Genomic DNA, 24545 nt, shown 5'->3' with positions numbered 1-24545 from the left:
AGTGCCCACTGTGGGGCGTTGAATGATTCAGCTTCGCTTGATCTGACCCGGCCGGGTCATGTCCGGCCTTGGCCCGCCGCGACAATTGCGTTGCCGCCCGAAGTCGGTCGCTCTAGATGCAAAGCAGACATTGCTTTAGTCGCATCGCGCCGCCAGGTTTATGGGTACACGGCCCAGTGTGGGTCTAATCTCTACGTGATCTGGGTCGCCGTTTTGCTGAATGGAGCCCAGGCCGAGCTTCGATCGATTGCAAATAGAGCTAACGAAAGAATGCGAAAGAAAGTGTCGGACGTGCTCGGTCCCGAAAACCCGTGAGCACTCGAAGGGAATGGCCGGAATAATTTCTATATTCTTCTGGCTCACGTACATTTCCGAGAGTAGCTCAAGAGTGTTTTCAAGGAAAGACGGTTGAGCGCACGTGTTCTTACATAGCTGAGGCCCTTCACTCACGACGCGCGACTAGACTCGTAATTCTGCGCGGCATCATCACTCGTCGAGTCGCGCGCCGTTCGTTGCGCGTTGGAGGTTGGCAACAGAAAAGCCGCCTCTCGGCGGCTCCTGGCTTGTTACCAGTTCGCTATCCTGCCTGGTGCTTGTAATCCGTGGATTCGATCCAGCGATCGTTGCCCACGGGTTGCCCAAGAACTGATAAAAAGTGCTTGCTTCTGTTCGCTCGTGTCGGCGAGTGACAATGTGATGTTTAGCTCATACTTCCTTCATCTAAGCCAATAATTAGGGATGTGTTCGCTCGCTTTGTGATCCGGTAGACTTGGCTAATACGGGGTTCGATTCCCCGTAGGGTCACAAACTAGATCGCATTCGTTTCTTGTTCTGTGTCCGGAGTTTGCCGCTTCAATCAACGACATTTTGAGACCGGTGCTTGTTAAGCTGCTTGGCCCCACTGAGCTTGCTGCCATTCATTGCCCGCCGGTTGCCCAAAATCCGCTACGGTAAGCATCTTTGGGTTCAGAATTTCGATTGCAGTGCGCAACGCCGATGGCGCCACGTGCGCATACCGCATCGTCGTAGTGATTGAGGCATGCCCCATAAGTTCCTTAATGACCGGCAGCGGAACTCCTCTTATTGCGAGGTGCGAGGCAAAGGTATGTCGGAGCGTGTGCCAGCCGATGATCCGGAATTCTGCTCGCTTACACAGCCTGCGAATTGCATAGTTCATGCGGTAATTGTTGTAGGGGTGGCCGTCTGCTCCGAGAAATACGTATCCCGTATCTCTCTTTGAGCATAGAGCATTGCGTACACATCGACATCCAGCGGTACATGGCGCGCCCGACCACTCTTAGGAGGAACGAGCATCCCGCGGTCGTCGCGCGAATGACGAACACTAACGCTGCGGGTCAGCCAATCGATCGAGGACCACTGCAACCCTCTAAGCTCACCTTGTCTCATTCCTGTGCGAAGGGCCATGAGAGCCATCTCGTAAATCGCGCCATTTGCGTGTGACAGGAGCTTTTCACATTCCGCCGGGGAGAGGTAGTCAATTTCGGGAAGAGTCCAACGCGGCCATTTGATTTTGGGCGGTGCTCCCTGGAGGTCCAGCCATTCATAAGCGGTTCCTAGGCATTTGTTGAGCACCGTGAGGCGATTTGTAATTGTCTTGTTCGAGAAACCGAGCTCAACCTCTTTTGCCTTGTAACGCTCAATGTCGTGTCCGTTGATCTGCGTTATTAGTATTGAGCCGAAGAACGGGACGAGCGATTTTGCGAGAACGTATTTCTTGGCCAACTGCTCGGAATGCTTGTTGTTCGGCTTTACGTAGTCCTTAAACCAGATCGCTGCGAACTGAGAGAAAGTTGGCTCTCTGTCCTTTCGCTCAGTATGCCCGATCTCCTCTCCTCTTGCGAGCTTTTGGCGAAGGGACAATTCGTAGGCGATTGCACCGGTTCGTGTGTTCTCTGGGCTCTGTTTTCTGTACCTAGTTCGATTAGAGCGAAAGTCTACCCACCATTTCTTTCCAAATTTTCGTACTGCCATACATCATTGTTATGCGTCGATCGATGGCACGCGCCGGTTTTGCAGGTACGCGTCGACATCCCTTCGGATGAAGCGCACGCGCCCGCCAACTTTCAGGAAGGGAATCCGACGTTGTTGTTGCAGCCGTCGAACAGTTGCAATCGAAATCCTTAGTATTTTTGCAACGTCCACCACGGTCAGCAGCTCAAGCCGGCTGGTGATATCAATCGACATAGTTTTCAAGGAGCAGGATAGCTTGGGAAACTATCTGCAATGATACAGGGACGAGTTGAGATTGGCGAATGGATGCGTGCATAATTCAGTGTGGTGCAATCGCGATATCGCGCAGATAGATTGCGCCCACTCGCCTAAGTAAATCTGTGCTGGTACCGGTTCTGAACGCGTACCTCTTCAGCTGACGCGCAAATTGCTCCTCCAGGGGAACGTGATGAAACAAGCGGAAGGCGCTCTCCTGAACAGTGTAGAGATCAAGCGGAGCCATCGCACGCAGCTGCAGAGTGAAGTCATCTTTTCGACGATCGATGTATGATTTGAGCCCGCTGTCCCGCAATAGTTGCTCGCCGCTCTCAGTCAGGGAGATAGGAGAATGCGTATCGAAGGCGCGGGCTGAAAGGTTCTCAGCTTTGATAGTGAGATCGCGTACCGCATCTGCGAGCCATCCCAAGTTTGTCTCAATGCGGGTGAAGCGGCCGTTTGCGTAGTAAGAGAGCGCTATGAGTGTTCCGATAATCCCGAGGAAGTATTCCCAATTGATGTCTATTGTAAGCATATCTGCAATACTAGCGTCAGGCAGGCGGTTCGCTAGACGCGAGAACTTGCGCGCGATGAAAATGTTCGAGGGTGCGCGGGCGGCGTTTTCCGATGCTTGACAGGTGCGCGAAGTCAACGCGTAACCATCACCGCGTGAAAGCTATATGAACGGCGTGCTACTATTATTGCGTGCCGGCACAATTTTCGCGTCTGGAATTCGGGAGCGTTTAGAGAGATCATGGTCAACGTGCCCGTTTGTGTTGGCAAGGGGCGCATCGCTATGGACTACCGCGTCATTTCATATCTGCGTCCGCTTCGGCGCCGCTGGGCCCTCACCCAAAGCGAACTAGCGTTTCTCATTGGGACCACGACGAATGTTACGATCGGCCGGATCGAAACGCGTCGGACCTATCCTACTTTAGCGCAGGCGATAGCGTTTTCGGTCCTCTTTGACACGCCGCCTCATGAACTCTTTCCGGAGCTGTACGCCAAAGCCTATGAACGCGTGCTGGCCGGAGCAGGGGAGCTGTACGAAGCGTTGCAGGGTAATCCATCGCTCGCGACCAGCACCAAGCTAGATTTTCTAGAGGAGGTCTTGCAGCGAGTGCACCCCCATGTACGCGACTTTCCAATATGACCGTCGGTCGCCGAAAACTCGTCGCGGCCGTTTATTTGAACTATCGAGGGTTTGCATTTGTCATCTTCAAGGATGGCCTCAACCTCTTTAATTGGGGCGTCGTAGAGGTGCGCGGAAGCGAAAAGCGCGAGAAGATCCTCGCTCGGATTGAGCGGCTAATGCCATCCGACTTGCGCACCCTTGTTCTCCAAATGATGTCGCCGGTTGAAGTTCATCGGCCGGAGCGCATTCGCCAACTCAATGACGCCATTGCTGAACTAGCCAAGCGTTCGGGATTTGAGGTGGTATTTCTTGCACGAAGAGAAATGCAGGCGCGGTTTTCTCATCTGACTCGGACTACGCGTCGCGCAATTGCCGCAGCGATCGTCAAGGAAGTGCCAGCCTTCGCGCGCTATCTTCCCAAGACCAACAAGGCTTGGAAGAGCGAGGCGGCGAGAATGGCCATCTTCGATGCCGCCGCTCTAGCTTTCGGGTTTCTCAATGTGCAGGCAAATGGCTAGTCTTGTTTCCGTTCCTCGGGTGAGACGACGGCCAGTTCGTCCGGCGAACCGACGCGATTATGCAAGTGCACCGCAGTCACGGTTACGGTCTCTGGTTCGCTCCCCTTTACGCCTCCCGTTTCCGTACCAGCCCCTGTAACAGGGGGACCTCGAACAAAAAGCCTTTTCGAAACGGACACTTATCGTCCCATGAGTTGGCAGCCCTGTTTCGCGACAATGGTTCTAGTTTCTATGTGTTTTATCGTTTTATCGCGGGGGTTGCTCAATCTAGCAGGAGCTGGATTCGGCTCAGGCCCGCCTGCGGCCGGGCCCTCGTTTAACCTTCCTGCGCCGGCTATCTGCAGCCAGAAGTGAACGCCGCGGAGGGTGCGACCGCCGGCGCCTCGGTCGCTTGCGGCGTAACCGCCTAATCGGCCCTCGGCCGACGTCGGTCGCCCCCGCCTTCCGACCACCCGCATAACGAACACCCTCCGTCCGGGCTATCGGACAGCCCGCTCGGCGGGCCGTCCGATAGTCCTCCTCCGGGCGTCACGTTATGCGTTGGTCGCTGGCCTTGGCCGGCTTCTGGGGCGGAATCCCATTTGTGAGCGCGACTTCGATTGACCTATTCGCTCCGCACGCTCTCCTCATTGTGGCGGCCGCGGCGGACCGTCAAGGGGCGAGCCCTTGACTGCCCGCCTGGTCGGCCGCCCTCTCCAAGAGAGCGTTCGCGGAGCGAATGCGACAGGTCGAGCTTATTAGTTCTAATCACTACAGACGTATGGGTATTGATATCTATGCGCAGTGGGAGGGGATGACAGAGGCGGATCGAGCTGCTCAAGTCACCGGCTTCAGTATCGAACATGGGCACGTTGGATACTTACGGGAAGCATACCACGGCGATCCTTATGCCACGGTCGAGCTGGTCAATGAGGCTTTCGTTAATGGACAGGCCTACATTCCAGCTGCGACCCTCAGGGATCGCCTTCCTCAGGTTCTTCGGCTGGCTGAGAAACGTGAGCGAGAGATCTACGAGGTTACGGATGCCGATGAGATTGAGGTTGTCCTAAAGAGCTTTCGTGATTTCGTTGCCTTCTGTGCGCGGAAGGAGTCTGAGACAGGCAAACCCTGCCTCATTATCGCGAGTTATTAGAGCGCGATCTCACCCGGCGCTTTTGCGCCGGGTGAGGACATCTTCTTACTATCAGCTAATCTTTTTCTTCTATGCCAATGTGTAGCAACTGCAGGCACCGAGGTGCGGTCCATGATTGGGTCACCGCACCCTGTTCAGCCCCATCCTGTCTTTGCAACAAACGTCATTCTCGAAGGATGCGCGGCCGTTGTCTGAAACCGGGGTGTGAGTGTTTCCGGTACAAGCCAGACGTCTCCTATCCCGTGGCGGTCAACGCCGTCATCGGCCAAGGCCGCCGCGCGCGACCAAGGCGCTAGCAGAGGGGGTGGGCCGGCGCCTGCAATTCGGGCGCCCCGCGCCGAACGCTCAACATTCTTGGGAGGGGGAGTGCTGGCCGAGGTTGGGTCTTGCCGGAGCTGTCGAGTCCAGAGGAGGATGTCCTTCTCGGTTTTTCAACGTTGGGTACAAAAGTTGCAGCCCTTTGTTCGACGCCCCGCAGGGCGTCGATCGCGAAGCGGTTTTATGACGCCCTTCGTCCCGACACTTCCAGCACTGCCACACAAAGCGGCGCGGTCACCCGAAGGGGCGCAGCGAAGCGAAGCACGTCGCGAAGCGACGTTGACCGTAGTAGCCGCGCCGTGTGGCAAGCTCGATGTTGGAGAATTCAGACAATGTAGGGTTATGCACTAATTGGTGCAAAGGCAGTCACCGAAAAAGGTTCTGTCGTTCATAGCTCTTCGCTGAGCTGCCCAGCGTTGCGACGCGACGTACAGGCACCGTTTCTTTTCCGATGAAAGGAGTTTCCAATCTGGCTGCGTCGCTCCGGCGGATGCGCTTGGTTGCCGGATGTATACGGTCCGATTTCTGCAAGCATTGGAGACCTTCAAATGGATTATGATGTTGAGAAAGCCAAAAGGCTGATCGAGGAGCGTGAAGAGATCGATCGGCAGCTAGTTGCGATTTTTAGCGGAGGCGCCAGCAAGGCGCGTGCCGCTCAAAAGTGCTCGAAATGTGGAAAGGAGGGGCACACGGCACGGACTTGCACTGACGCTGAAGGCGGTGGCGTGTCTGCGTGACATCCTTCGAATGCGCTCGAGCGCCGTTCAAGAAGAGGCCCCGACAGTCGGGGCCCTTTCATTTCAGCTGGGTTAGCGGCTGGTTTTGATGGAGAGGGTTGCTCTACCCGTTCGTATCTATTCGGAAATCGGTGGCGCTAGTGCCGATCTCTTTTGGATTTACCGGATCAGACCCGCGTCAGCGGCGGGATCTGCGCTGGCCCCGGGCCGATCTCGTCTCGTACCCTGTACGCTTGTGCGCGCGCATCTTCGCCTTGCATTTGCACTATGAACCGGCATGATCATGTCGATTGCACTGACCACTTTATGAACGGGCAAAGAAATGGCTGAAGTGCCCCCGATTAACGATCCCGCTCTGAAGGGACAGTATTTTCTTGCCGGGTTAGCCAAAAGCATACTCACGGGTAGATCGGTCAAAGTTGTCGCGATCGGTTCGGGCGACACGGCAGGTCAAGGCGGCGTCCTGCCGTACCCTGCGCGGTTGCAGGTTGCACTCTCACGCGAATTCACTGAAATCGAGTTTGATGTAATCAACAGTGGCGTGGAAGGAGAAGAGGCTCCTGAGGAGCTAAAACGGTTCGATCGGGATGTCATTTCCCACGCGCCGGCCTTGGTTATTTGGCAGGTCGGCACTGATGCCATTGTTAAAGGTCACTCTAGTAATGAAGTAATTGCAGCAGTTCGGAAGGGTGTCGAATGGATTGAAGCTAGGGCGCTGGATACCATCTTGATGGGGCCGCCCTACGTCCCGGCACTAATAAGCTCCGAAAAGATTAGTCAAACACAAACGATGCAATCTCTCATTTCGCAAATTGCAAGTGAGAAGCGCATCACTGTCTTTAATCGATTTGAGATCATGCGTTCGTGGCAATACGACCATTACATTCCGCTCGAACAGATGGTGGATCCCAACGATCTCGAAAAGTTGCACCTTAGCGATTGGGCTACAGGTCAAATTGCGGATGACCTGACAGACTACATCATCGATGGGATTAAAGGCGTCGAGAACATCTATGTGCCACGGGCGACTACCCAGGCTGGGGAGGCTGTGAATAAGTCCACGGACAGTCATGCGCAAGAACAGGTAGCCAAATCAGGAAAGAATGATGAGGGGGCCACTTACCTGGATCAGCCTGGGTCATACGAACCACCTTGGGTAGATGACTCAGCGGCAAGCCGGGTGACACTTCTCTACGCGACAACCCGGCGTCGTTCGAACGATGAAGCCAAGTTTTCGAGTGAACGGGAGCCCGAGCGAACGGCCTACGGGATAGCAAGCGTTAAAGCTCCTCGTGAAAGGTTGCCCGGCAAGCCGGGGAGACCAACGCGTTGGACGGCTTTCAATGTAACCCTCTATGAGGGGGAGCTTGATCCGAGGTATCATTTCGTTTTGGAGGACTTCAGAGCGCTCGAGAAGGAACATTGGCTCGACCTCATCGCGAAATCGTCAAGTAGCGAAGTGTTAATATTCGTACATGGCTTCAATGTTTCTTTTCTCGATGGTTTGTATATGTGCTCTCAGGTCGCTTGGGATATCAGATATCGAGGATTGCCGATCTTATTTTCGTGGGCGTCCGCGGCGAGCTTGAGTCTTACCGGCTATATGTACGATCGCGAATCGGCGCTCCTTGCTCGAGATCGCTTTGTAGAGCTATTGCTCGATCTGCGGTCCGCCGGAGTCTCCAAGCTCAACATTATGGCACACAGCATGGGGAACTTCTTGGTCCTAGACGCCCTACAAAACTATGCCAACCGGCAAAGTGGCCTCGCTCTCGAGAATCTTATGATGGCCGCCCCCGATGTGGATGCGGAGCAATACCAACGGTGGATCGAAAAAATCGGGCCGTTGGCTCGCGGCATGACGATGTACGCATCATCGCGAGACAAGGCATTGAAGGTATCTAAGAAGCTAGCCAGGGGTGTACGCGCGGGCGACGTTCCGATTGAGGGGCCGCTGGTGGTTCATCCCGTCGAGACGATAGACGCTTCAGATGTAGGGCGGGACATTCTCGGAACGAACCATGGAATATTTGCGAGTAAGACGTCAATTCTGAACGATATCAAGTTTCTTCTGCAAGGAGTGCCGGCGCCTCGGCTTGTTGAGATTTCAGGTATGCCGATAGGTGCCAAGCCTTCGAAGTGGTGGCGGTATGTAGGCTAGGATCCATCACCTAGTGCTCCCGGCGAGCAGCAATTCGCAGGATCATAGCACTTGAGATTGAACATGAGTTTCCAAGCCGACTCTGTCAAGACTTGCAAGGAGAAGCCGTCCCCGAAGGGGCCTCTTCTCTTGTGCCGCGAATCGGGGGGGCTTTGCCGAAGAAGCCTCGCGTGCGAGACGACGAATCGGGTGACCATTGATACAATGTGCGCCTCTGAAGAGTCATTTCGAATTAACATTCACCTATGGATTTTCAAACTTACACCAGCTCCAAGCGGGCCGACTATGCGGCCTTAGCCGATGTTGTCGCCTCGATCCTTAGGGCGGCGATCGGCGCCCCGTTTCGGCTGCAGCTAGTGCAGGCGCGGGCGAAGGACCCAGGGTCGCTCAAGAAAAAGCTTGAGGATCGTGGCAAGCTAGATACGACGACGTTAGCTCAGGATATAAAAGACCTGGCTGGCTGCCGTCTGATTTTCTACTCGAATGAAGATGTCACTCGCTTCCAGCGCAGCGGCATTATCACCGATAACTTCGACGTCGATTGGAAGCGGACGAAGATTCATCACCCCGTGCCGGGCGAGGGCGATCCGAAGAACCTTTTCATCTCGGACAACTTCGTTGTTTCGCTGAAGGACGACCGAACAAAGCTCCCGGAGTATGCGCGATTTTCGGGACTTGCTTGCGAAGTGCAAGTGCAGACGACGCTGAACCACACGTGGTCCGAAATGGTCCACGACATTCTCTATAAGAAACCTAAACTGGCAGGTTTCGGCGGAAAACTCTTCGAGGCGATCGAGCAACGCTTCGAGACGATTATGAAAACGTACCTGCTTCCTGCTGGCTATGAGTTTCAGAAGGCGCTCAGCGATTACGATCGTCTGCTGAGCGGTAAAGAGCTCTTTGACCGGGGCGCGCTGAAGGCGCTTGCGGATTGTGCGGACAATAACGCGCGGCTAGAACTTCTTGAGCGGTTCCGGGACTACGTGCTGCCCCATTACGATGATCACGTAAGCGTCTTCCCTGAGATCAAGGACGGTATCATCGCGGCGATCAAGGCGGCGCGCCTGACGAAGCCGCGGGAAATCGAGACACCGGGCGGCCGATTTGCCGGCGCGAATGCGGCGCGTGTCGTGAATGCTGCTTGCGACATACTAGGACAGATCCGATACGTGTCGGTTGAGGGCACGTTCGATGCGATATGCGAAGTGTTTCCCGGCGCCTTGGACGATGATGAGCGCAAGCATCTTCTCGATCTTGTTCATCGTCTCTCGGCCCAAGAAATGCAAGTGTGGAAGCAGGCTGGGCCTGCAGTGCAGATAGCGCTCGTGCGGAAGGTTCGTGACTTTGCTGGCGCTCTCGCGCCGGTCTTGCCAGTGCTTCTCAAGATCCTCGAAGACGCGCTTGGTACAGAAGTGCATGGTACAACAAGCACCTACAACACTATGACCTTTCATCGTGGATCAGTCGTTGCCAGCGATGCACTGCGCGGCGTGCGTGCTGAAGCGATCGACATCCTCTGCAAATTCTATAGTGCGGCCGGCTCGATCGATGAAAAAACGCAGATCAAGCGCGTCCTCTTTGCTGCCGCAGCAATGCCGATTTCTTCGAATTATTCAAACGAACTCCTTGCCGACATACTCAACGACAGCGCTCGCGTGGCTGATTTCTTCGCTGATGTTGCAGCGACCGACGATTATGAGATCATCCAAAGCATCCAGCGCAAACTGCTTTGGTTGCACCGCCGAAACAAGGGCGTTGGTGTCGCCGAAGATATCGGTCCTGCGGTTCTCAAGGCTGCCGAGCGGTTGGACATGAGTATTCAGTCTTTCCGCGCGCGAGCAGAGGCCAATGCAGGATTTGCAATCTACAACGTCTTGGTTGGCTTTGAGTGCGTCTTCCCACCGATGTGGCAGTGGGACAGCATGCGCTATGAGGAAGAGCGAGAGTATCGGAGTAAGCGTATAGACGAACTGGTGGCTGAGGTTACCGAGAAGAATGCAGATGATTGGTTCAAGATCATCAATCGCTGCGCACAGACGAAGTCAGACGATTTAGCGACGTTTCCTAGTTTCGGGGAATTTCTCCGGCGGCTTAGCCAAGCAAGGCCTTCAATCACGCTTGGTTTTATTGACAAGATAGAAAGACCGCTGACGGGGTTTCTCGGCATCATGCTGTCAGGTTTAGCGCAGAGCAGCCAGGCCGCCGCGCTGGAGGAGCGGATAGAGCGGTGGCTAGCTGAAGATCAGTATCTTGTAGAGATCGCGCATTCTCTCAAGTTTATTCAGGCGTTCGATGGCGCGAAGCTGAAGCGGCTGCTCGAAGCGGGTATCCGGCTCGACAAAGAAGGAGTGATCGTGCAGGTTCTGGAAACCGCGTTTCGACGATATAGCGATGGGACCGAGTCTCTGATAGATCAAGTCCTGTTGCCCGGTATTGAGTATTTCACGCAAAAGAAAGATTCCCGATGGGTCAACTTGGCGTGGTTTGTCTCGCCAGAGCAGTCGTTCATCCACGATCTAACCAGTGAGGGCGTGGAGGCGGTCCTTCAAAACCTTTTGCATGCTCCACGCATCGACACGCATGCAGAATTCATTCTGATTCAGATTGCTAACAAGCACCCAACACGCGTGTTCGATTTCTTTGAAGAGCGACTGGCATTGTCTGCATCGAAGGATGTCGCACGCGGTTATGAGGCGGTGCCTTACGAATTCTATGAATTGAAGAAGAGCTTTCAGGCGATCGTAGATCACGCGGTCGATACCGTTCGTCGGCTTTTTAAGAGCGGCGACTACATGTTTCAGTACACAGGCGGGCGCCTCCTGTCCGCCGCGTTTCCCGCATTCTCAGAGGAACTCGATCGCAGGTTGATGTCGCTAGTTGTCGGCGGTACGCGCGATGACCTCGAATTCACGATCAGCATCCTATCCGCGTATGATGGTGAGTCGTTTCTCGAGTCATTGTGCAAGGAGATCATCCGACGCCTTCCGGCGGACGACGATCTGCGCAACAGCGTCATTTTGGTGCTGGATGCGACGGGGGTCGTCAGCGGAGAGTTCGGATTGGTGGAGGCGTACCGGCGTAAACGAGACGCGCTCGAACCTTGGCTTTCGGACCCAGACGAGCGGGTTCGATCGTTCGCCAACGAGTATTTGGCGAGCCTCGATCGCCAAATCGCAGCTGAACAGCGCCGCAGTGAAGAGGAACTGGAGATGCGGAAGCGGCGCTACGACCATCCGTCGAAGAACGATGGAAATCAATGAGCGTCGACCATCATACCTGAACGGGGTCTTATCCGAGCCCTTTGCCCGCCGGGGAGTCGAAACGCGGCATCGGCGCGTGCTTACTGACGTCCTTCGTCCCGACAGCTATATGGGCGCCGCGGCCAGCGCGACGGTCAACCGTAGGGAAAGAGGCGACGTTGACCGGTCTAGCGCAGGTTGTGGCAAGCTGGGATGCAGTGGGGATTTTCTCTTGAATGTCGGTAGGCTTCAATTGGTGAGAGTCGCAGGTAGCGCGTGCTACTGTATGTCTGAAGGGGCGCGCCTCGGAGCCAGAGGCAGATCCGCTGATAGGCGGCGGCGTGCCAGGCTCGTTTTGGAATGGCTGACCATGTCGGTATGCCGGTCTGACTCACTAATTGAAGGAACGCGCTACGAGGCTCAGAGGACTACGCGTGTGGATAGGGCGTCCTGACGCACTTTTTCTTGGGAAATAGCTGCCGGTAACCGTTCAACGGAAATGTTAGCTATTTCAATGCGATCGAGGCTAGTTGCGGTCGGAAAGGCCGATGGGGACCGCGTAGCCTTATGGGAGCGAGGAATCGAGCCGGTTGCCACTCCTGCGCGAACAGGCTAAGCACTGCTCAAGCCAACGTTGCCGGAACGGCGGCAGTATACCCCGCGTTAACCATGTTGGTGTATGAGGGAAGCACAGGATAACTCCGATGGACAATCGCAGGCAGCAAGATCGCGCGCGTGAGACCATCTCGACCTCCGCGCAGCATCAGCCACAGACCGTTCGACTCGCTCCTCTCACGGAGGAGGAAGAAAAATTTCTTCAATCGATTGAGAAGAGCGGCAGTGGTGTCGATCGAAAAGTAATTCTTGGTGGGCCGCGCTCTCGCTGAGCGCTGAGTCCTACCATGTGGACTGGGGAGACGACGGACGAGACTTGCCTCGATTGCCATCTCCCTTTTTCTTTCTACTTTGATTTGATCGAAGGCGCTTGGAAGTCGCCGCGATCAGGGACGTCGAACAATCTCTCCCTTCATCGCATTTGTACGCTGGCGAGAAAACAAGGCGCGAGCTTTGTCGTCCGCGAATGTGCTCTTGGTCAGGCGCCGATCGCACAAGAGATCGATAATCTTGACAGGCACTATGGCGGCGGCGGCCGCGCTTCAGCAATCCAGCTATCTTTCTTTCGTGGCGAGAAATCGGCGGAAAACATCGACGATGTTGATGCCGATGCGCTGATTGCAGCTGCAACCATCATAAACTATGCCCCGCCCAACGCTGATTTCCTGCATTCGTACATCTATGAAGCGATCGTGGCCGCGCCGCACCAGCGATCGGAAGACGGCACGACAAAGCGGCTGTTGAACAACTACATATGTCGAGACACTACGTTTACGCGAGCAGTGCGTGGACGAGATTTCAGTGTTTCCGGTTTCTATTATTGTCAGCAGAATAACGTAATCCATGTTTGCGCTCATGCATGCTTGCGCATGGCGCTTAACTCGATCGACGGCTCGCAGGCGCTTCTTTCAAGCGCGGACATAAATTCGCAGCTGGGTCTTGCACCGCCAATCTCCGGTCTGTCCGTCGGCAATGTAGAAGACGTGATTGCGATGCGAACAGGGACTAAGCCAGTAGTCGTCAATTGTGCGACCCTGTCTGCGCCGGAGTATCTCTCGCTCCTGACGGCGTACGTAGAGTCGGGCTTTATCGTTCTTTTCGTTTTCACGACGGGCCAGACCAATATCGAGCATGTGGTTACGGCGTTCGGGTACACGAGAAATTCCGACGAGTGGCATCCGCAAGCGATTCCCGGCTATAGCGGTCCCTCGACGGCGCCGTTCTATCGTAGCAGCGCGTGGGTTGATCACTTCGTAATTCACGATGACAATCTGGGCACCTACTATACGCTCAGCAGTCGTGCATTCGAGGTGGATCCTTTGATCAAGGCCTCGTTTATTATTGGTGTCCATCCTCATCAGCCGGACATTCTACCCCACTGGGCGGAAGGCCTAGCTTCCGTGGTGATAAAGCGGTTTCTGTACGGCAATCCTTCGTTCGACAATGGCAGATGGTACCAATATCTTGTACAGCAGACGAACCCCTTCGTAATGCGGCCGATCTTGATGGATAAGAAAGGGTATCAGGAGCATCTTCGGTCTTCGGAAGGGCATGACAGATCTCGACTTAGCGACGCAGAAGTCAAGTTGACAGACGCTCTCCCGGATTGGTTCTGGATGGTCGAATTTAGCTTGCCGGCTCTCTTCACAGGCAATCGCTCGAAACTTGGCGAGGTCTTGATCATAACGCAGGTCGGCAGCGCCACCACCGGCGTTCAGTGTGTCGCGGGCCTTCGTGCGCCGGGCGTGATAGCTATTACGACCTCGCCAGGAAGCTTTGTGTCGCACAAGGTAGGTCTGCGGGCCCATTCACCAATTTATGTGAGCCGAATGCACGACAATGAGTGGTGAGTGACGCGTTGAAATTAGGATCGAAAGATTCAAGCCTAGCTCAAGAACGGCGTAGAATCCCGCCGACGACGCTGAGCATCGGCTTCCGGCGCAAGAGCACGAACAGCGTGTATGAATTCCACCACGCGATCCATTGAAATACCGCTGGGTGTCCATCAACCAAAAAGTTGTCGTTGCCATCGACGCCCTGCTCCTTCTCTCGCGCGGCCAGCCATGGATGACCGATGCGCAATACCTCAGGCACGTCGATGGCTGAAAATTTCGCGCTGAATGCGGGTGATCCAACGCTACGCCAAATGTAGAGTACGCGATTGCCGGCCTCATCGATGGCATTGCCGGGATAGTATTGCAGGAGTGCGAGCGCCTCGTCTTGCTCTTCGACGTAGCGCCACGCCGTCGCTTGTTTGGAAGCGCCATGCCTGTCGGCGAGGCTGAAAATCGTACCTACGCTTGGCTGGTAGTCGCGGGCGAGAAGGCGAAAGTTCTTGCCCTGGAAGATCGTTTCCGCCCCGAAGAAGTTCGCTTCGTGTTCGAAGATGCCGGTCGCATGGGGGCCCAGGGTCTCGTTGTCGTCGAGGTATGCCGGATCGATCTTGTGCCACGGGATGACTTGGTGACCCAGTTCATGGGCCTTCACGAACAGCTTGCGCCCGGTGTTCCTCTCCGGCGGAATGTAGACCGTCTTGGTGCGGAGGTCTGCAACGCCCCGAAGTTTCTGCCAGGCGGTGACGAAGGAGCTACGCGCCTTCTCCGATAAGGTCCGGAGGAACGCTTCGTCGGGCAGGGCCTCGATGTTGGTGATCTTCGCAACCTCGAAGAGTCGATCGATTGGGGTCGGCAAAACGCTGACCGCATCGGCGGCTCGGATGAGTTTGCGAGAAAGCTCTGAGAGTTCTGATTCTGACTCTGGCCTTGCTGCGATCTTCTGTCTGGGCAAGGCCATGGTCCATTCCTCATTTCTTATTCTGGAAGCGAAGGAATTCGATGTACTTCACGACTGCTTCCTCCTCTTCGGGCGTGAGGTTGGCGCTCATGAGCGCCGCCTGGATCGAGCTTACCCTCGCGTTCCCGCGCGTGCTGCTGGCTGTCTGCGGCGGCTCGCTTTCTTCGGTGTAACCGGCGGCGCGCATCAGTTCGGTGTAGGGATAGTTATAAAAATCAGCGAGCGCCTTTAGCTTTCTGGGCGTCGGATTTTCGGCGTCGCCTCGCTCGAGTTGAGACAGATAGGCGTTCGAGATGCCGGTCGCATCCTCGACCGCTCGAAGGCTGGCACCATGAATGGTGCGAATCTTTTTCAGTAGCTTGGACAGGCTCACGGGCTTCCCGGCGTAGTCGGTTGATTCCTCAGCAGTGTGCCTGAAATATCAGGCGGCGTCCACAATAATTTGACTAATCAAGCAATGCCTGTTATATCACGCAAGCTCTGCCTACTTTATCAGGCGGCGCGTTTCATAACTCGCAATGAACGGAGATCAATGATGACCGAGAATACCGGCAGTGACCCGGTGGAAGCCGTCGAGCACCTGCACCGTGCCGAGCACGACCTTGAGCTGGCCCTAGAAAAGGGCCGTGAAGCGGCCCGTGAGGTTGGCGAGGCGGAAGACGAGTTGAAAAAGGCGATCCACGAGCTCGCTCACGCGAAGCAGTTTCCCCTGAAGGTTATCTATAACGGCCTTAAAAAGCCGTTTGAAGTCCGGCCGGAGGAAACCGTGAAGCAACTCCTCAACCAGGCGATCGGCGCCTTCGGTTCGATTCCCAATCCGCACATGCTCTCGCTCTACAACAAGGACGGCGAGGAGCTGCCCGACGGCGAGACCCTCAAGCAGGCCGGCGTGAAGCCCCACGATGAGCTGCTCCTGCGGCCGAGTGCAGTGAAGGGAGGCGCATGAGATGGTCTACCAAATCGCGCATGCATTGGTTGAGGAAACCTTCCGACACTTCCGGCAGTGCGGACGAGGGGAGGAGGAATGCCAGATGCTCTGGTTGAGCCCTTGGTCACGGCCCGAGACTATCACCCAAGTGGTCCACCCGAAGCATGTTGCACATTTCGGCGGTTTCGTCGTTGAGGAGTCTTGGTTAAACGCGTTCTGGTGCGAGCTGGCCGACGCCGACTTGGGCATCCGTCTGCAGGCACACACGCATCCACGGCACGCCTTTCATTCTGCGACCGACGATAGCTTTCCGATCATCCACACGCCGGGCTTCCTATCGCTGGTGATCCCTGACTTTGCACTGGGTCCCGTCGGATTCAAGGAAGCGTATCTCACCGAACTCCAGACGGATGGGCGCTGGCGAGAGGTCGCGATCGAAGATCGTTTGGTGCTGACATGAGTCTTAGAGAGGCGCTCGACAGGACCCTGCGGCTGATGCGCGACGACATTGGCCAGACGGCCGACGACGAGATGCTGATCTCGGCGCTGACCGAGACAGTAGTAGTGATCACTGCAAATGCCGAAAACCTCGCCACGCACTCTGCGCAGACCGCATTTGTCACCGCGGCCATCTTGATGGCGCGATCTGCGCACCGGGTGCACCTTATCGCTCCGGATGTTGCGTTATCTCGCGTCCAGCCGCCGCTCTCCGGCAGGACATTGGTCACCGGCCTAGTCGAGATAGGGCGCGACATGCTTCCGGGGATCGCTTTCGAGACCCAAGTGCCGAATGGTCATGTCGATCTGGCCATAGTGTTGGGTGATTCGTCGCTCTCGGTACAAGCGAGCCAAGTAATCAGTCTGAATGCCAGCGACTGGACGGGCACAATCACCCGCTACACGGGGGCAACGCCCTGGCAGGGAACCTCCTGGCCGATCGGCGGCATGGCGGCAGGTGCAATGGCCGCAACCGAAGCCTTCAAGATTGCCATGCGAAGCCTCAAGGCGCACGCGCACAATCCTGGTATCATGATGGAGATGTTTGCGCCGATCGAAGATGGGAGTTTCCAGCTGGCACCGCCTCAAACGAGCTGCATCTCTGACCTCGGAAACTTCGATTGCGTAAGTGGTGGTGCTATCACGCACTCATTGATGTACGTCCTGGCGCGTCTGCCGGGAGTGCAGGCCTGCTCGCGCGTCTTCGAGCCCGAGAGCGCCGGCCTCTCGAACCTCAACCGTTATATGCTCTTGCGCTGGTCTCACCGAGATGCCTCCAAAGCGAAGGATCTTCAACAGATCTGTGAGGGAACAGGCATCGCAATCGAACCGGTGCCTCGTCGTTTCGAGGACGACAGCGATATCACCCTGCGGCCGTTGGTGATCGTCGGCGTAGACGATATTCCCTCGCGCTGGTACGTCCAGCGAACTGGGCCACAATGGCTCGGCATCGGGGCAACGACGCATTGGTCTGCCATGGCCTCCTATCATGAGCGAGGCTCCGGGGGATGTGCTGAATGCCTCCATCCGTATGACGACCTGGACGCATCACCCATTCCCACCGTGGCTTTCGTGTCCTTTTGGGCAGGCCTCCTGACGGCGGTCTATTTCCTGCGCCATCGCAGCGGTGGGCTCAGTTCTGCGGGCCTTGAGCAGCAGGTCTACTTGACCCCGCTTCAATTCGCGAACGTGATGTGGGCGGGGGTACCCGCTTGTCCCTCCTGTCCGACGTGTGCGCGAGAAAGGGAAGGATGATGCGGTAGCGCACTATCACCATTCAGGCTTATGGATATCGGCAGACTTGATATAGAGCGCGACATGCCTCTATATAATGGACCAATGCAGTCGGTGCCTAGGCGGTGCCTAAGAGACCAAAATAGCCTTCCGCGGGCGTAGTTCAATGGTAGAACGGCAGCTTCCCAAGCTGCATACGAGGGTTCGATTCCCTTCGCCCGCTCCAATTCCTGGGACGAGCAATGGCCGACAAGGACGAAAGCGCGCGCGTGGTCGCGATCGCCTGTGATCACGGGGGCTTTGCCCTCAAGGAAGCCCTGAAAGTCGCGCTGCCCGACGTGACTTGGCTGGACCTCGGCACCGATAGCGCCGCCTCCGTCGATTATCCCGATTTCGCCCACAAGCTGGCCGAGACGATCAAGGCCGGTAAAGCCGGGCGCGGCATCCTGGTCTGCGGGTCCGGCATCGGCATCTCCATCGCCGCCAACCGCCACGCCCATATCCGTTGCGCCCTCGTGCACGATGTCACGGGTGCACGGCTGTGCCGCCAGCACAATGATGCCAACGTTCTGGCGCTGGGCGGCCGGACGACCGGCGATGTGGTCGCGAAGGAATGCGTCGAGGCGTTCCTGAGCACGGCCTTCGAGGGCGGCCGCCATCAAAAGCGCATCGACAAGCTGGGCCCCTGCTAAAGCCGCTTGCTTGACCGCCCGGTCGTCCGCGGCGTTCGCCCGCCATCTCCGCCTGTCCGCTCCTCGCTTCTGCATCCTGATCGTTGCTCCCCGGCGCGCAAAGATTCCAATATATTAGCCTCTCGCTCCCCGCACACCCCGTTCCTCCGGCCTAATCTCCTCTTGCCCGGCGGATGCGGTCCATGTGCCGGGGCGTTGCGGATCAGAGGCCATGGACCAGCAAAAACTCGACAGGGCGATCGGTCGCCGATTGAAGATTCTGAGAACGCAGGCCGGCATGACCTTGAACGACCTCGCGGCGCGCTCCGGTGTCAGCCGGGCCATGATCGGGCGGGTGGAGCGGGCGCAGAGCAGTGCCACCGCGGCGCTGCTCAACAAGCTTTGCGCCGCGCTCGACGTCACGCTGAGCGATGTGGTCGCGCTGGCGGAGAAGCCGCCCGAGCGGCTGGTGCGCCTGGCCGACCAGCCGCAATGGCGCGATCCCGACAGCGGTTACCGCCGCCGTCATGCTTCGCCCGCCGATGCGGCAAGCGGCATCGAGATCATCGTCGTCGACCTGCCGGCAGGCGCGCGCGTGGCCTACAGCCCGTGGGGGCGCAGTGCCTTCACCCAGCAGCTTCTGATGCTGGAGGGCGCGATCTGCGTCTACATCGATGCCAAGACGCTGCGCCTGCGCGAGGGCGATTGCCTCGACTTCGACGTCATGCGCGCGATCACCTTCGAGAACGAAACCAGGCAAGATGCCCGCTACGTCATCATCACGCGGCGCGGCACCTCTTACGGGAGAATGTGATGTCGCTGATCGTCCGTGACGCCACGCTCGAGGATGCCGAGGATATCCTCGCCATCTATAATTTCGCCGCCATCAACACCACCGCGGTGTGGACCGACGGCCCCGCCGATCTCGCCTCGCGGCGCGAATGGATCCGCGCACGTCGGGAGGCCGGCTATCCCGTGCTGGTCGCGATGAAGGGCAGCGACGTCGTCGGCTTCGCCTCGTTCGGCGACTTCCGCCCCTTTCCCGGCTATCGCCACACCGTGGAGAATTCGGTCTATGTCGACGAGCGGCATCATCGGCTCGGCATCGGCCGCAGCCTGGTCGCCGCGCTGATCGAGCGCGCCAGTGCGTTGAACAAGCACGCGATGATCGCCGGCATCGAGGCTGCCAATGTCGCCTCGCTCGGATTGCATGCATCGCTTGGCTTTGTCGAGGTCGCCCGCATGCCCGAGGTCGGCTGCAAGTTCGGCCGCTGGCTCGATCTCGTCTTCATGCAGAAGACGCTTGCAAGTGACGTGAGGCCCTGACGATGCAGATCCGCACCGGCGATACTTTCGATCCGCGCGTCGTCGCGCTGCTCGACCACCATGTCACGGCGGCGCGGGCGCAGACGGCGCCCGGCAGCGCGCATGTGCTCGATCTCGCAGGCCTTCGCGCCAGCGACGTCGCGTTCTGGACCGGCTGGGACGGCGAGACGCTGGTGGCGACCGGCGCGCTGAAGGCGCTCTCGGTCGACCACGGCGAGGTGAAGTCAATGCACACGCTCCAGACCGCGCGCCGCCGCGGCTTTGGTGGCCAGATGCTCCGTCACATCATCGCCGAGGCCCGCAGGCGCGACATCAAGCGGCTGAGCCTCGAGACCGGCTCGTGGGACTATTTCAAGCCGGCGCATGCCCTCTATCATGCCCATGGCTTCGTGCCCTGCGCCCCGTTCCAGGGCTATGTCGAGGACCGCAACAGTCTGTTCCTGACGCTCGACCTCACGGGCCCGGCGACGCGATAATTCAGGGGCGCGTCTCCTCGATCTTGTCGAGCACGCGCTCGGGGGCGATGTCCTGGGACGCCTCCTTCAGATCGCGCTCGGACTCCGGCTTGACGTCGAGCCGCTCGGCGATCTGGGTCAGAAGGCGGGCGACCTTGGTCAGTTCGTGCTCGGCCAGCAGGCTGATCTGGAGGTCGAGATCGGCGCGCTTGCCTGCGGCCGCGGTCATGCGGTTCTGCGAAATCAGCACGAATGTCGACAGGAAGATCGCCTCCACCGACGCGACCATCGCCAGCACCACGAAGCTCTCGTCCCAGGCCGGAATACCCGGCAGCCAATGCAGATTGGCGATGATCCAGAAGCCGAACACGGCAAGGTGCAGGTAGACGAAGCTCATGCTGCCGGTGAAGGCCGTGATGGCGTCTGCGACCTTGTCTTCGCTGCTCGCCGCCCGCTGCTCCCGGCGGCGGCGCTCGACCAGGGCCCGGATGTTGCGCTCGAGGGTCGGGCTCAGTCCTTCGCCGGGATCGTGTGTGATGTCGTTACGCACGCGGCGGCAACGGCTCAGCGAATGAGCCGTTCCTCGCTGCCGGAGAGCAAAAATGCGCGCGACCCCTCAAAATGAGTTGCGCACCTCAAAACACCTCTGCTAGCCTTCAGCCATGGCTGACGAGACCGTTTCCGCCGCGTTGACGTTGAAGGACATCGCCCGCGAGGCCGGTGTCAGCCTCGCCACTGTCGACCGCGTCCTGCACAACCGCCCCGGCGTACGGCCGGAGACGGTCCGGCGCGTCCAGGAGACGATCGCGCGGAACTCCTTCCAGCCGCATGTGGCTGCGGCCGAGCTGGCCCGCGGCCGCGCCCGCCGCTTCGCCTTCGTCATGCCCTCGGGGCCGAACCCGTTCATGCAGCAGATCGAGGCCTATCTCGGCGAGATGTCGGCCTGGCTCTCGGCCCGCCGTCTCAGCGTCGAGATGGTCACGACCGACGTGTTCGACCCGTCCGTGCTCGCGGCATCGCTCGAGACCCTGTCGGGTGACTATGACGGCGTGGCCGTGGTGGCGCTCGATCATCCCGGCGTCCGCGCCGCCATCAACGATCTCGTCGAAGCCGGCACCAAGGTGGTGACGCTGGTCTCGGACGTGCCGTCCTCGCGCCGGCACCATTATGTCGGCATCGACAATATTGCGGCCGGCCGTACCGCCGGCGCGCTGGTCGGGCGGCTGGTCGGCCAGAAAGCCGGCAAGGTCGCGATCGTCGCGGGTTCGCAGGGCCTGCGCGATCACGCCGAGCGCATCTTTGGCTTCAACCAGGTCATGGCATCGGAATTCCCTGACCTCAGCGTGTTGCCGGTGCTGGAAGGGCGCGACGAGGATGCGCGTTCCGAGCAGCTGCTGGCGCGGCTGTTAGGCACGCATACCGACATTGTCGGCCTTTATAACGTCGGCGCGGGCACGCAAGGCGTAGCCAGCGCGTTGAGTGGGGCTGGTCGCGAGAAGCACGTGGTGTTCGTCGGTCACGACGTGACCGCGCTGACGCGCCGGCTGTTGCTGCAGGGCTTGATGGATGCGGCGATCTCGCAGAATCCGGGACACGAGGCGCGCGCGGCGGTGCGCGTGCTGCTCGCGCTCGCCCGTGGTGAGCCGATCCTGAGCGAGCAGGACAAGATCAGGATCGACATCGTGATGCGGGACAATCTGCCGTAGCGGCGACGAGGAAGTGGACGGTCCGCGGAACAGGCGACGGAGATCGCCGGGCGGGCCAGCAAGGGAGGACGAAGTGTATCTCGGACTGGACATCGGCACGTCAGGTGTGAAGGCGGTGCTCGTCAGCGAAGCCGGCGCGGTCGTCGCGACGGCGGCGCGCGAGCTCTCGCTGTCGCATCCGGCGCCGCTGTGGTCCGAGCAGGATCCGGATGCCTGGATCGATGCTGCGATCGGCGCGGTCGACGATCTCGCGCGGCTGCATCCGCGTGAGACCGCGCGGGTGGCGGGCATCGGCCTGTCGGGCCAGATGCATGGCGCGACGCTGCTCGGTGCGGACGGGCGCCCGCTGCGTCCCGCCATCCTCTGGAACGATGGCCGCTCCCAGGCCGAGTGCATCGAGCTCGAGCGCCGCTGCCCCTCGCTGCACGCCATCGCCGGCAATCTGGCGATGCCCGGCTTCACCGCGCCAAAGCTGCTGTGGGTCGCGCGGCACGAGCCGAAGATATTCGCGCGCATCGCCAAGGTGCTGCTGCCGAAAGCCTATGTGCGCTATCGCCTGACCGGCGAGATGGTCGAGGACATGTCGGACGCGTCGGGTACGCTGTGGCTCGATGTCGGTCTGCGGCGCTGGTCGGCGCTGCTGCTGCACGCCACGGGCCTCGATCTGCACCACATGCCGCGCCTCGTCGAGGGCCGTGCCGCGAGTGCCGTGCTCGCGCCCGAATACGCGCAGCGTTGGGGCATGGCGAAAGACGTCGTGGTCGCGGGCGGCGCGGGAGACAACGCCGCGAGTGCGATCGGCCTCGGCGCCATCGCGCCGGGCGATACGTTCCTGTCGCTCGGCACCTCCGGCGTGGTGTTCCGCGTCACCGATCGCTTTGCGCCAGCGCCTGAAGCGGCGGTGCACGCATTCTGCCACGCTCTGCCGGGTCTCTGGCACCAGATGGGTGTGATGCTGTCGGCGGCGGCTTCGCTTGCCTGGCTCGCCGGCGTGATGGAGGTGCCTGCCGCGGCTCTGCTGGCGCCGCTTGGCGAGCGCGTCGACGAGCCGAGCCCCGTCAAATTCCTGCCCTATCTCGACGGCGAGCGCACCCCCCATAACGATGCCGCCGCGAGCGGCGCCTTCGTCGGCCTCCGCGCTGCGAACGGGCGCAGCCAGATCGTCCAGGCCGTGCTCGAAGGCGTCGCCTTCGCGGCGCGCGACAATCTGGCGGCGCTGAGCGCGGCGAGCGGGCCGATCACGGAAGTCGATCTCGTCGGCGGCGGCTCGCGCTCGCCGCTCTGGGCGCAAATTTGCGCCGATGTGCTCGGCATTACCGTGCACCGGGTCGAGGAGGGCGAGGTCGGCGCTGCCCTTGGCGCGGCGCGACTCGGCCGGCTTGCCGCCACGGGCGAAGATCCGGCGCAAGTGTGCGCCCGTCCGCGACGGCTCGCCAGTTTCACGCCTCGCGCATCCGCTGCGTCCGCCTATGACGAGGCCTATCGCAGCTGGCGCAAACTCTATCCCGCATTGAAGGAGACTCTTTAAGTGAACGCGCCAGCCAAATTCTTCGATGCAAGCACGCCTGTCGCCTTTGCCGGACAGGATGTGGAAAATGCGCTCGCCTTTCGCTGGTACGACAAGGACCGCATGGTTCACGGCCGCAGGCTCGAGGACCACCTGCGCTTCGCGGTCTGCTACTGGCATTCGCTGTGCTGGCCGGGCGGCGACCCGTTCGGCGGCGAGACGTTCCTGCGGCCCTGGCACCACGGCTCGGATCCGATGGCGATGGCGCGCGCCAAGGCGGATGTCGCCTTCGAGCTGTTCCGCCTGCTCGATGTGCCCTTCTTCACCTTCCACGACGTCGACGCGGCGCCGGAAGGCAATTCGCTCCGCGAATCCGTCGCCAATCTCAACGCGATCGCCGATCTGTTCGAAACGAAGATGGCCTCAGCCAAGGTGCGTCTGCTCTGGGGCACCGCGAACCTGTTCACGCACCGCCGCTACATGGCCGGTGCGGCGACCAATCCGGACCCCGATATCTTTACCTATGCTGCCGGACAGGTTCGTGCCGCCCTGGAGGTGACGCATAGGCTTGGCGGCCAGAACTACGTGCTCTGGGGCGGCCGCGAGGGCTACGAGACGCTGCTCAACACCGATCTCAAGCGCGAGCTCGATCAGCTCGGCCGCTTCGTGTCGCTGGTGGTCGAGCACAAGCACAAGATCGGTTTCAAGGGGCCGATCCTGATCGAGCCGAAGCCGAAAGAGCCGACCAAGCACCAATATGATTTCGACGTCGCCACCTGCTACGGCTTCCTGGCGCGCTACGATTTGCTCAAAGACGTCAAGCTCAACATCGAGCAGAACCACGCCATTCTCGCCGGCCACTCCTTCCATCACGAGGTCGCGCTGGCCGAGGCGCTCGGCGTGTTCGGCTCGCTCGACATCAACCGCGGCGACGATCTGCTCGGCTGGGACACCGACCAGTTTGCGATGAATGTTCCCGAGCTGGCGCTGGTGTTCCACGAGATCCTGAACCGCGGCGGCTTCACCTCGGGCGGGCTCAATTTCGACGCAAAAATCCGCCGCCAGTCGATCGATCCCGATGACCTCCTCCATGCCCATGTCGGCTCGATGGATGCCTGCGCGCGGGCGTTCCTCGCCGCCGCCGACATCCTCGATGCCGGTGCCCTCACCGGACCGTTGGTCAAGCGTTACGAGGGATGGGCCGGCCCGGAAGGCCGAGCCATCCTCGGCGGCCAGCGTTCGCTCGCCGATCTCGCCGATCGCGCGCAGGAGCCGGGCTTCGACCCGCAACCGCGCTCGGGGCGGCAGGAATATCTGGAATCACTCGTCAATCGCTACGTCTGAGCG

Annotated in this window: 22 protein-coding genes, 1 tRNA gene and 1 pseudogene; 18 read left to right on the top strand and 6 right to left on the bottom strand. The window is 58.9% G+C overall.

Features of this window, described 5'->3' with window-relative positions; genetic code table 11:
* Positions 1-883: 883 nt before the first annotated feature.
* From X265_RS34325 to X265_RS34315, 3 genes and pseudogenes are all read right to left on the bottom strand, one after another.
* Positions 884-1992, bottom strand: a pseudogene (locus tag X265_RS34325) (tyrosine-type recombinase/integrase).
* A gap of 9 nt (positions 1993-2001) precedes the next feature.
* Complete coding sequence (locus tag X265_RS34320; protein WP_128968846.1) at positions 2002-2205, bottom strand: helix-turn-helix domain-containing protein; 204 nt, start codon at positions 2203-2205, stop codon at positions 2002-2004.
* 85 nt (positions 2206-2290) lie between these two features.
* Entirely contained in the window at positions 2291-2878 is a 588-nt protein-coding gene (locus tag X265_RS34315; RefSeq protein ID WP_128968845.1) for a hypothetical protein, read from the bottom strand.
* Positions 2879-2980: 102 nt separating this feature from the next.
* On the opposite strand from X265_RS34315, the gene X265_RS34310 reads away from it, so the two are divergent.
* The 7 genes from X265_RS34310 (at position 2981) to X265_RS34280 (ending at position 13931) form a co-directional block, all read left to right on the top strand.
* Positions 2981-3379, top strand: coding sequence for a helix-turn-helix transcriptional regulator (locus X265_RS34310; protein ID WP_128968844.1), 399 nt, complete (start codon positions 2981-2983; stop codon positions 3377-3379).
* Entirely contained in the window at positions 3376-3879 is a 504-nt protein-coding gene (locus X265_RS34305) for a hypothetical protein (RefSeq protein ID WP_128968843.1), read from the top strand. The genes X265_RS34310 and X265_RS34305 overlap by 4 nt, the downstream gene beginning before the upstream one ends.
* Before the next feature lie 718 nt (positions 3880-4597).
* Complete coding sequence (locus X265_RS34300) at positions 4598-5011, top strand: hypothetical protein (RefSeq protein WP_128968842.1); 414 nt, start codon at positions 4598-4600, stop codon at positions 5009-5011.
* A gap of 866 nt (positions 5012-5877) precedes the next feature.
* Entirely contained in the window at positions 5878-6066 is a 189-nt protein-coding gene (locus tag X265_RS34295) for a hypothetical protein (protein WP_128968841.1), read from the top strand.
* Positions 6067-6388: 322 nt separating this feature from the next.
* Positions 6389-8227 carry an alpha/beta hydrolase gene (locus X265_RS34290; RefSeq protein ID WP_128968840.1) on the top strand — a complete coding sequence of 613 codons (1839 nt, stop codon included), beginning with the start codon at positions 6389-6391 and terminating at the stop codon, positions 8225-8227.
* 245 nt (positions 8228-8472) lie between these two features.
* A complete protein-coding gene (locus X265_RS34285; protein ID WP_128968839.1) occupies positions 8473-11487 on the top strand; it encodes a RelA/SpoT domain-containing protein in 3015 nt (1004 codons plus the stop codon).
* 881 nt (positions 11488-12368) lie between these two features.
* Positions 12369-13931, top strand: coding sequence for a hypothetical protein (locus tag X265_RS34280; RefSeq protein WP_128968838.1), 1563 nt, complete (start codon positions 12369-12371; stop codon positions 13929-13931).
* Positions 13932-13971: 40 nt separating this feature from the next.
* On the opposite strand, the gene X265_RS34275 is transcribed toward X265_RS34280, so the two are convergent.
* Positions 13972-14874 (bottom strand): ImmA/IrrE family metallo-endopeptidase, encoded by a 903-nt coding sequence (locus X265_RS34275; protein WP_128968837.1) that lies wholly within the window; start codon positions 14872-14874, stop codon positions 13972-13974.
* Positions 14875-14884: 10 nt separating this feature from the next.
* Positions 14885-15247: a helix-turn-helix domain-containing protein gene (locus X265_RS34270; protein WP_128968836.1), complete on the bottom strand. Its 363-nt coding sequence runs from the start codon at positions 15245-15247 to the stop codon at positions 14885-14887.
* Positions 15248-15406: 159 nt separating this feature from the next.
* Between X265_RS34270 and X265_RS34265 the strand changes: the two genes are divergently transcribed.
* The 8 genes from X265_RS34265 (at position 15407) to X265_RS34230 (ending at position 20006) form a co-directional block, all read left to right on the top strand.
* Positions 15407-15820: a ubiquitin-like domain-containing protein gene (locus X265_RS34265; protein ID WP_128968835.1), complete on the top strand. Its 414-nt coding sequence runs from the start codon at positions 15407-15409 to the stop codon at positions 15818-15820.
* A 1-nt stretch (position 15821) separates the two neighbouring features.
* Positions 15822-16262, top strand: coding sequence for a hypothetical protein (locus tag X265_RS34260; RefSeq protein ID WP_128968834.1), 441 nt, complete (start codon positions 15822-15824; stop codon positions 16260-16262).
* Positions 16263-16297: 35 nt separating this feature from the next.
* Positions 16298-17554, top strand: a complete 1257-nt coding sequence (locus tag X265_RS34255) for a ubiquitin-activating E1 family protein (RefSeq protein ID WP_164938933.1) — start codon at positions 16298-16300, stop codon at positions 17552-17554.
* Positions 17555-17685: 131 nt separating this feature from the next.
* A tRNA-Gly gene (locus X265_RS34250) sits at positions 17686-17759 on the top strand.
* A 16-nt stretch (positions 17760-17775) separates the two neighbouring features.
* The gene (rpiB, locus tag X265_RS34245; RefSeq protein ID WP_128968832.1) at positions 17776-18225 is read left to right on the top strand and encodes a ribose 5-phosphate isomerase B; all 450 of its coding nucleotides are present in this window, start codon (positions 17776-17778) and stop codon (positions 18223-18225) included.
* 211 nt (positions 18226-18436) lie between these two features.
* Entirely contained in the window at positions 18437-19018 is a 582-nt protein-coding gene (locus X265_RS34240; RefSeq protein ID WP_128968831.1) for a helix-turn-helix domain-containing protein, read from the top strand.
* Complete coding sequence (locus X265_RS34235; protein ID WP_164938932.1) at positions 19018-19530, top strand: GNAT family N-acetyltransferase; 513 nt, start codon at positions 19018-19020, stop codon at positions 19528-19530. Before X265_RS34240 ends, X265_RS34235 begins: the two co-directional genes overlap by 1 nt.
* A gap of 2 nt (positions 19531-19532) precedes the next feature.
* Positions 19533-20006 carry a GNAT family N-acetyltransferase gene (locus X265_RS34230; protein ID WP_164938931.1) on the top strand — a complete coding sequence of 158 codons (474 nt, stop codon included), beginning with the start codon at positions 19533-19535 and terminating at the stop codon, positions 20004-20006.
* A 1-nt stretch (position 20007) separates the two neighbouring features.
* On the opposite strand, the gene X265_RS34225 is transcribed toward X265_RS34230, so the two are convergent.
* Complete coding sequence (locus X265_RS34225; RefSeq protein WP_128968828.1) at positions 20008-20535, bottom strand: DUF1003 domain-containing protein; 528 nt, start codon at positions 20533-20535, stop codon at positions 20008-20010.
* A gap of 112 nt (positions 20536-20647) precedes the next feature.
* On the opposite strand from X265_RS34225, the gene X265_RS34220 reads away from it, so the two are divergent.
* The 3 genes from X265_RS34220 to xylA all read left to right on the top strand — a co-directional run bounded on the left by X265_RS34220 (position 20648) and on the right by xylA (position 24542).
* Positions 20648-21691 (top strand): LacI family DNA-binding transcriptional regulator, encoded by a 1044-nt coding sequence (locus X265_RS34220; protein ID WP_128968827.1) that lies wholly within the window; start codon positions 20648-20650, stop codon positions 21689-21691.
* Positions 21692-21764: 73 nt separating this feature from the next.
* Entirely contained in the window at positions 21765-23219 is a 1455-nt protein-coding gene (gene xylB / locus X265_RS34215) for a xylulokinase (protein WP_128968826.1), read from the top strand.
* Positions 23220-24542 carry a xylose isomerase gene (gene xylA / locus X265_RS34210; protein WP_128968825.1) on the top strand — a complete coding sequence of 441 codons (1323 nt, stop codon included), beginning with the start codon at positions 23220-23222 and terminating at the stop codon, positions 24540-24542. It begins immediately after the preceding gene.
* The last annotated feature ends 3 nt before the right edge of the window (positions 24543-24545 follow it).

This window comes from Bradyrhizobium guangdongense (genome assembly GCF_004114975.1).
Lineage (GTDB): Bacteria > Pseudomonadota > Alphaproteobacteria > Rhizobiales > Xanthobacteraceae > Bradyrhizobium > Bradyrhizobium guangdongense.
Note: the sequence above shows the minus strand (reverse complement) of the source record. Positions and strands in the feature narration are given on the sequence as shown.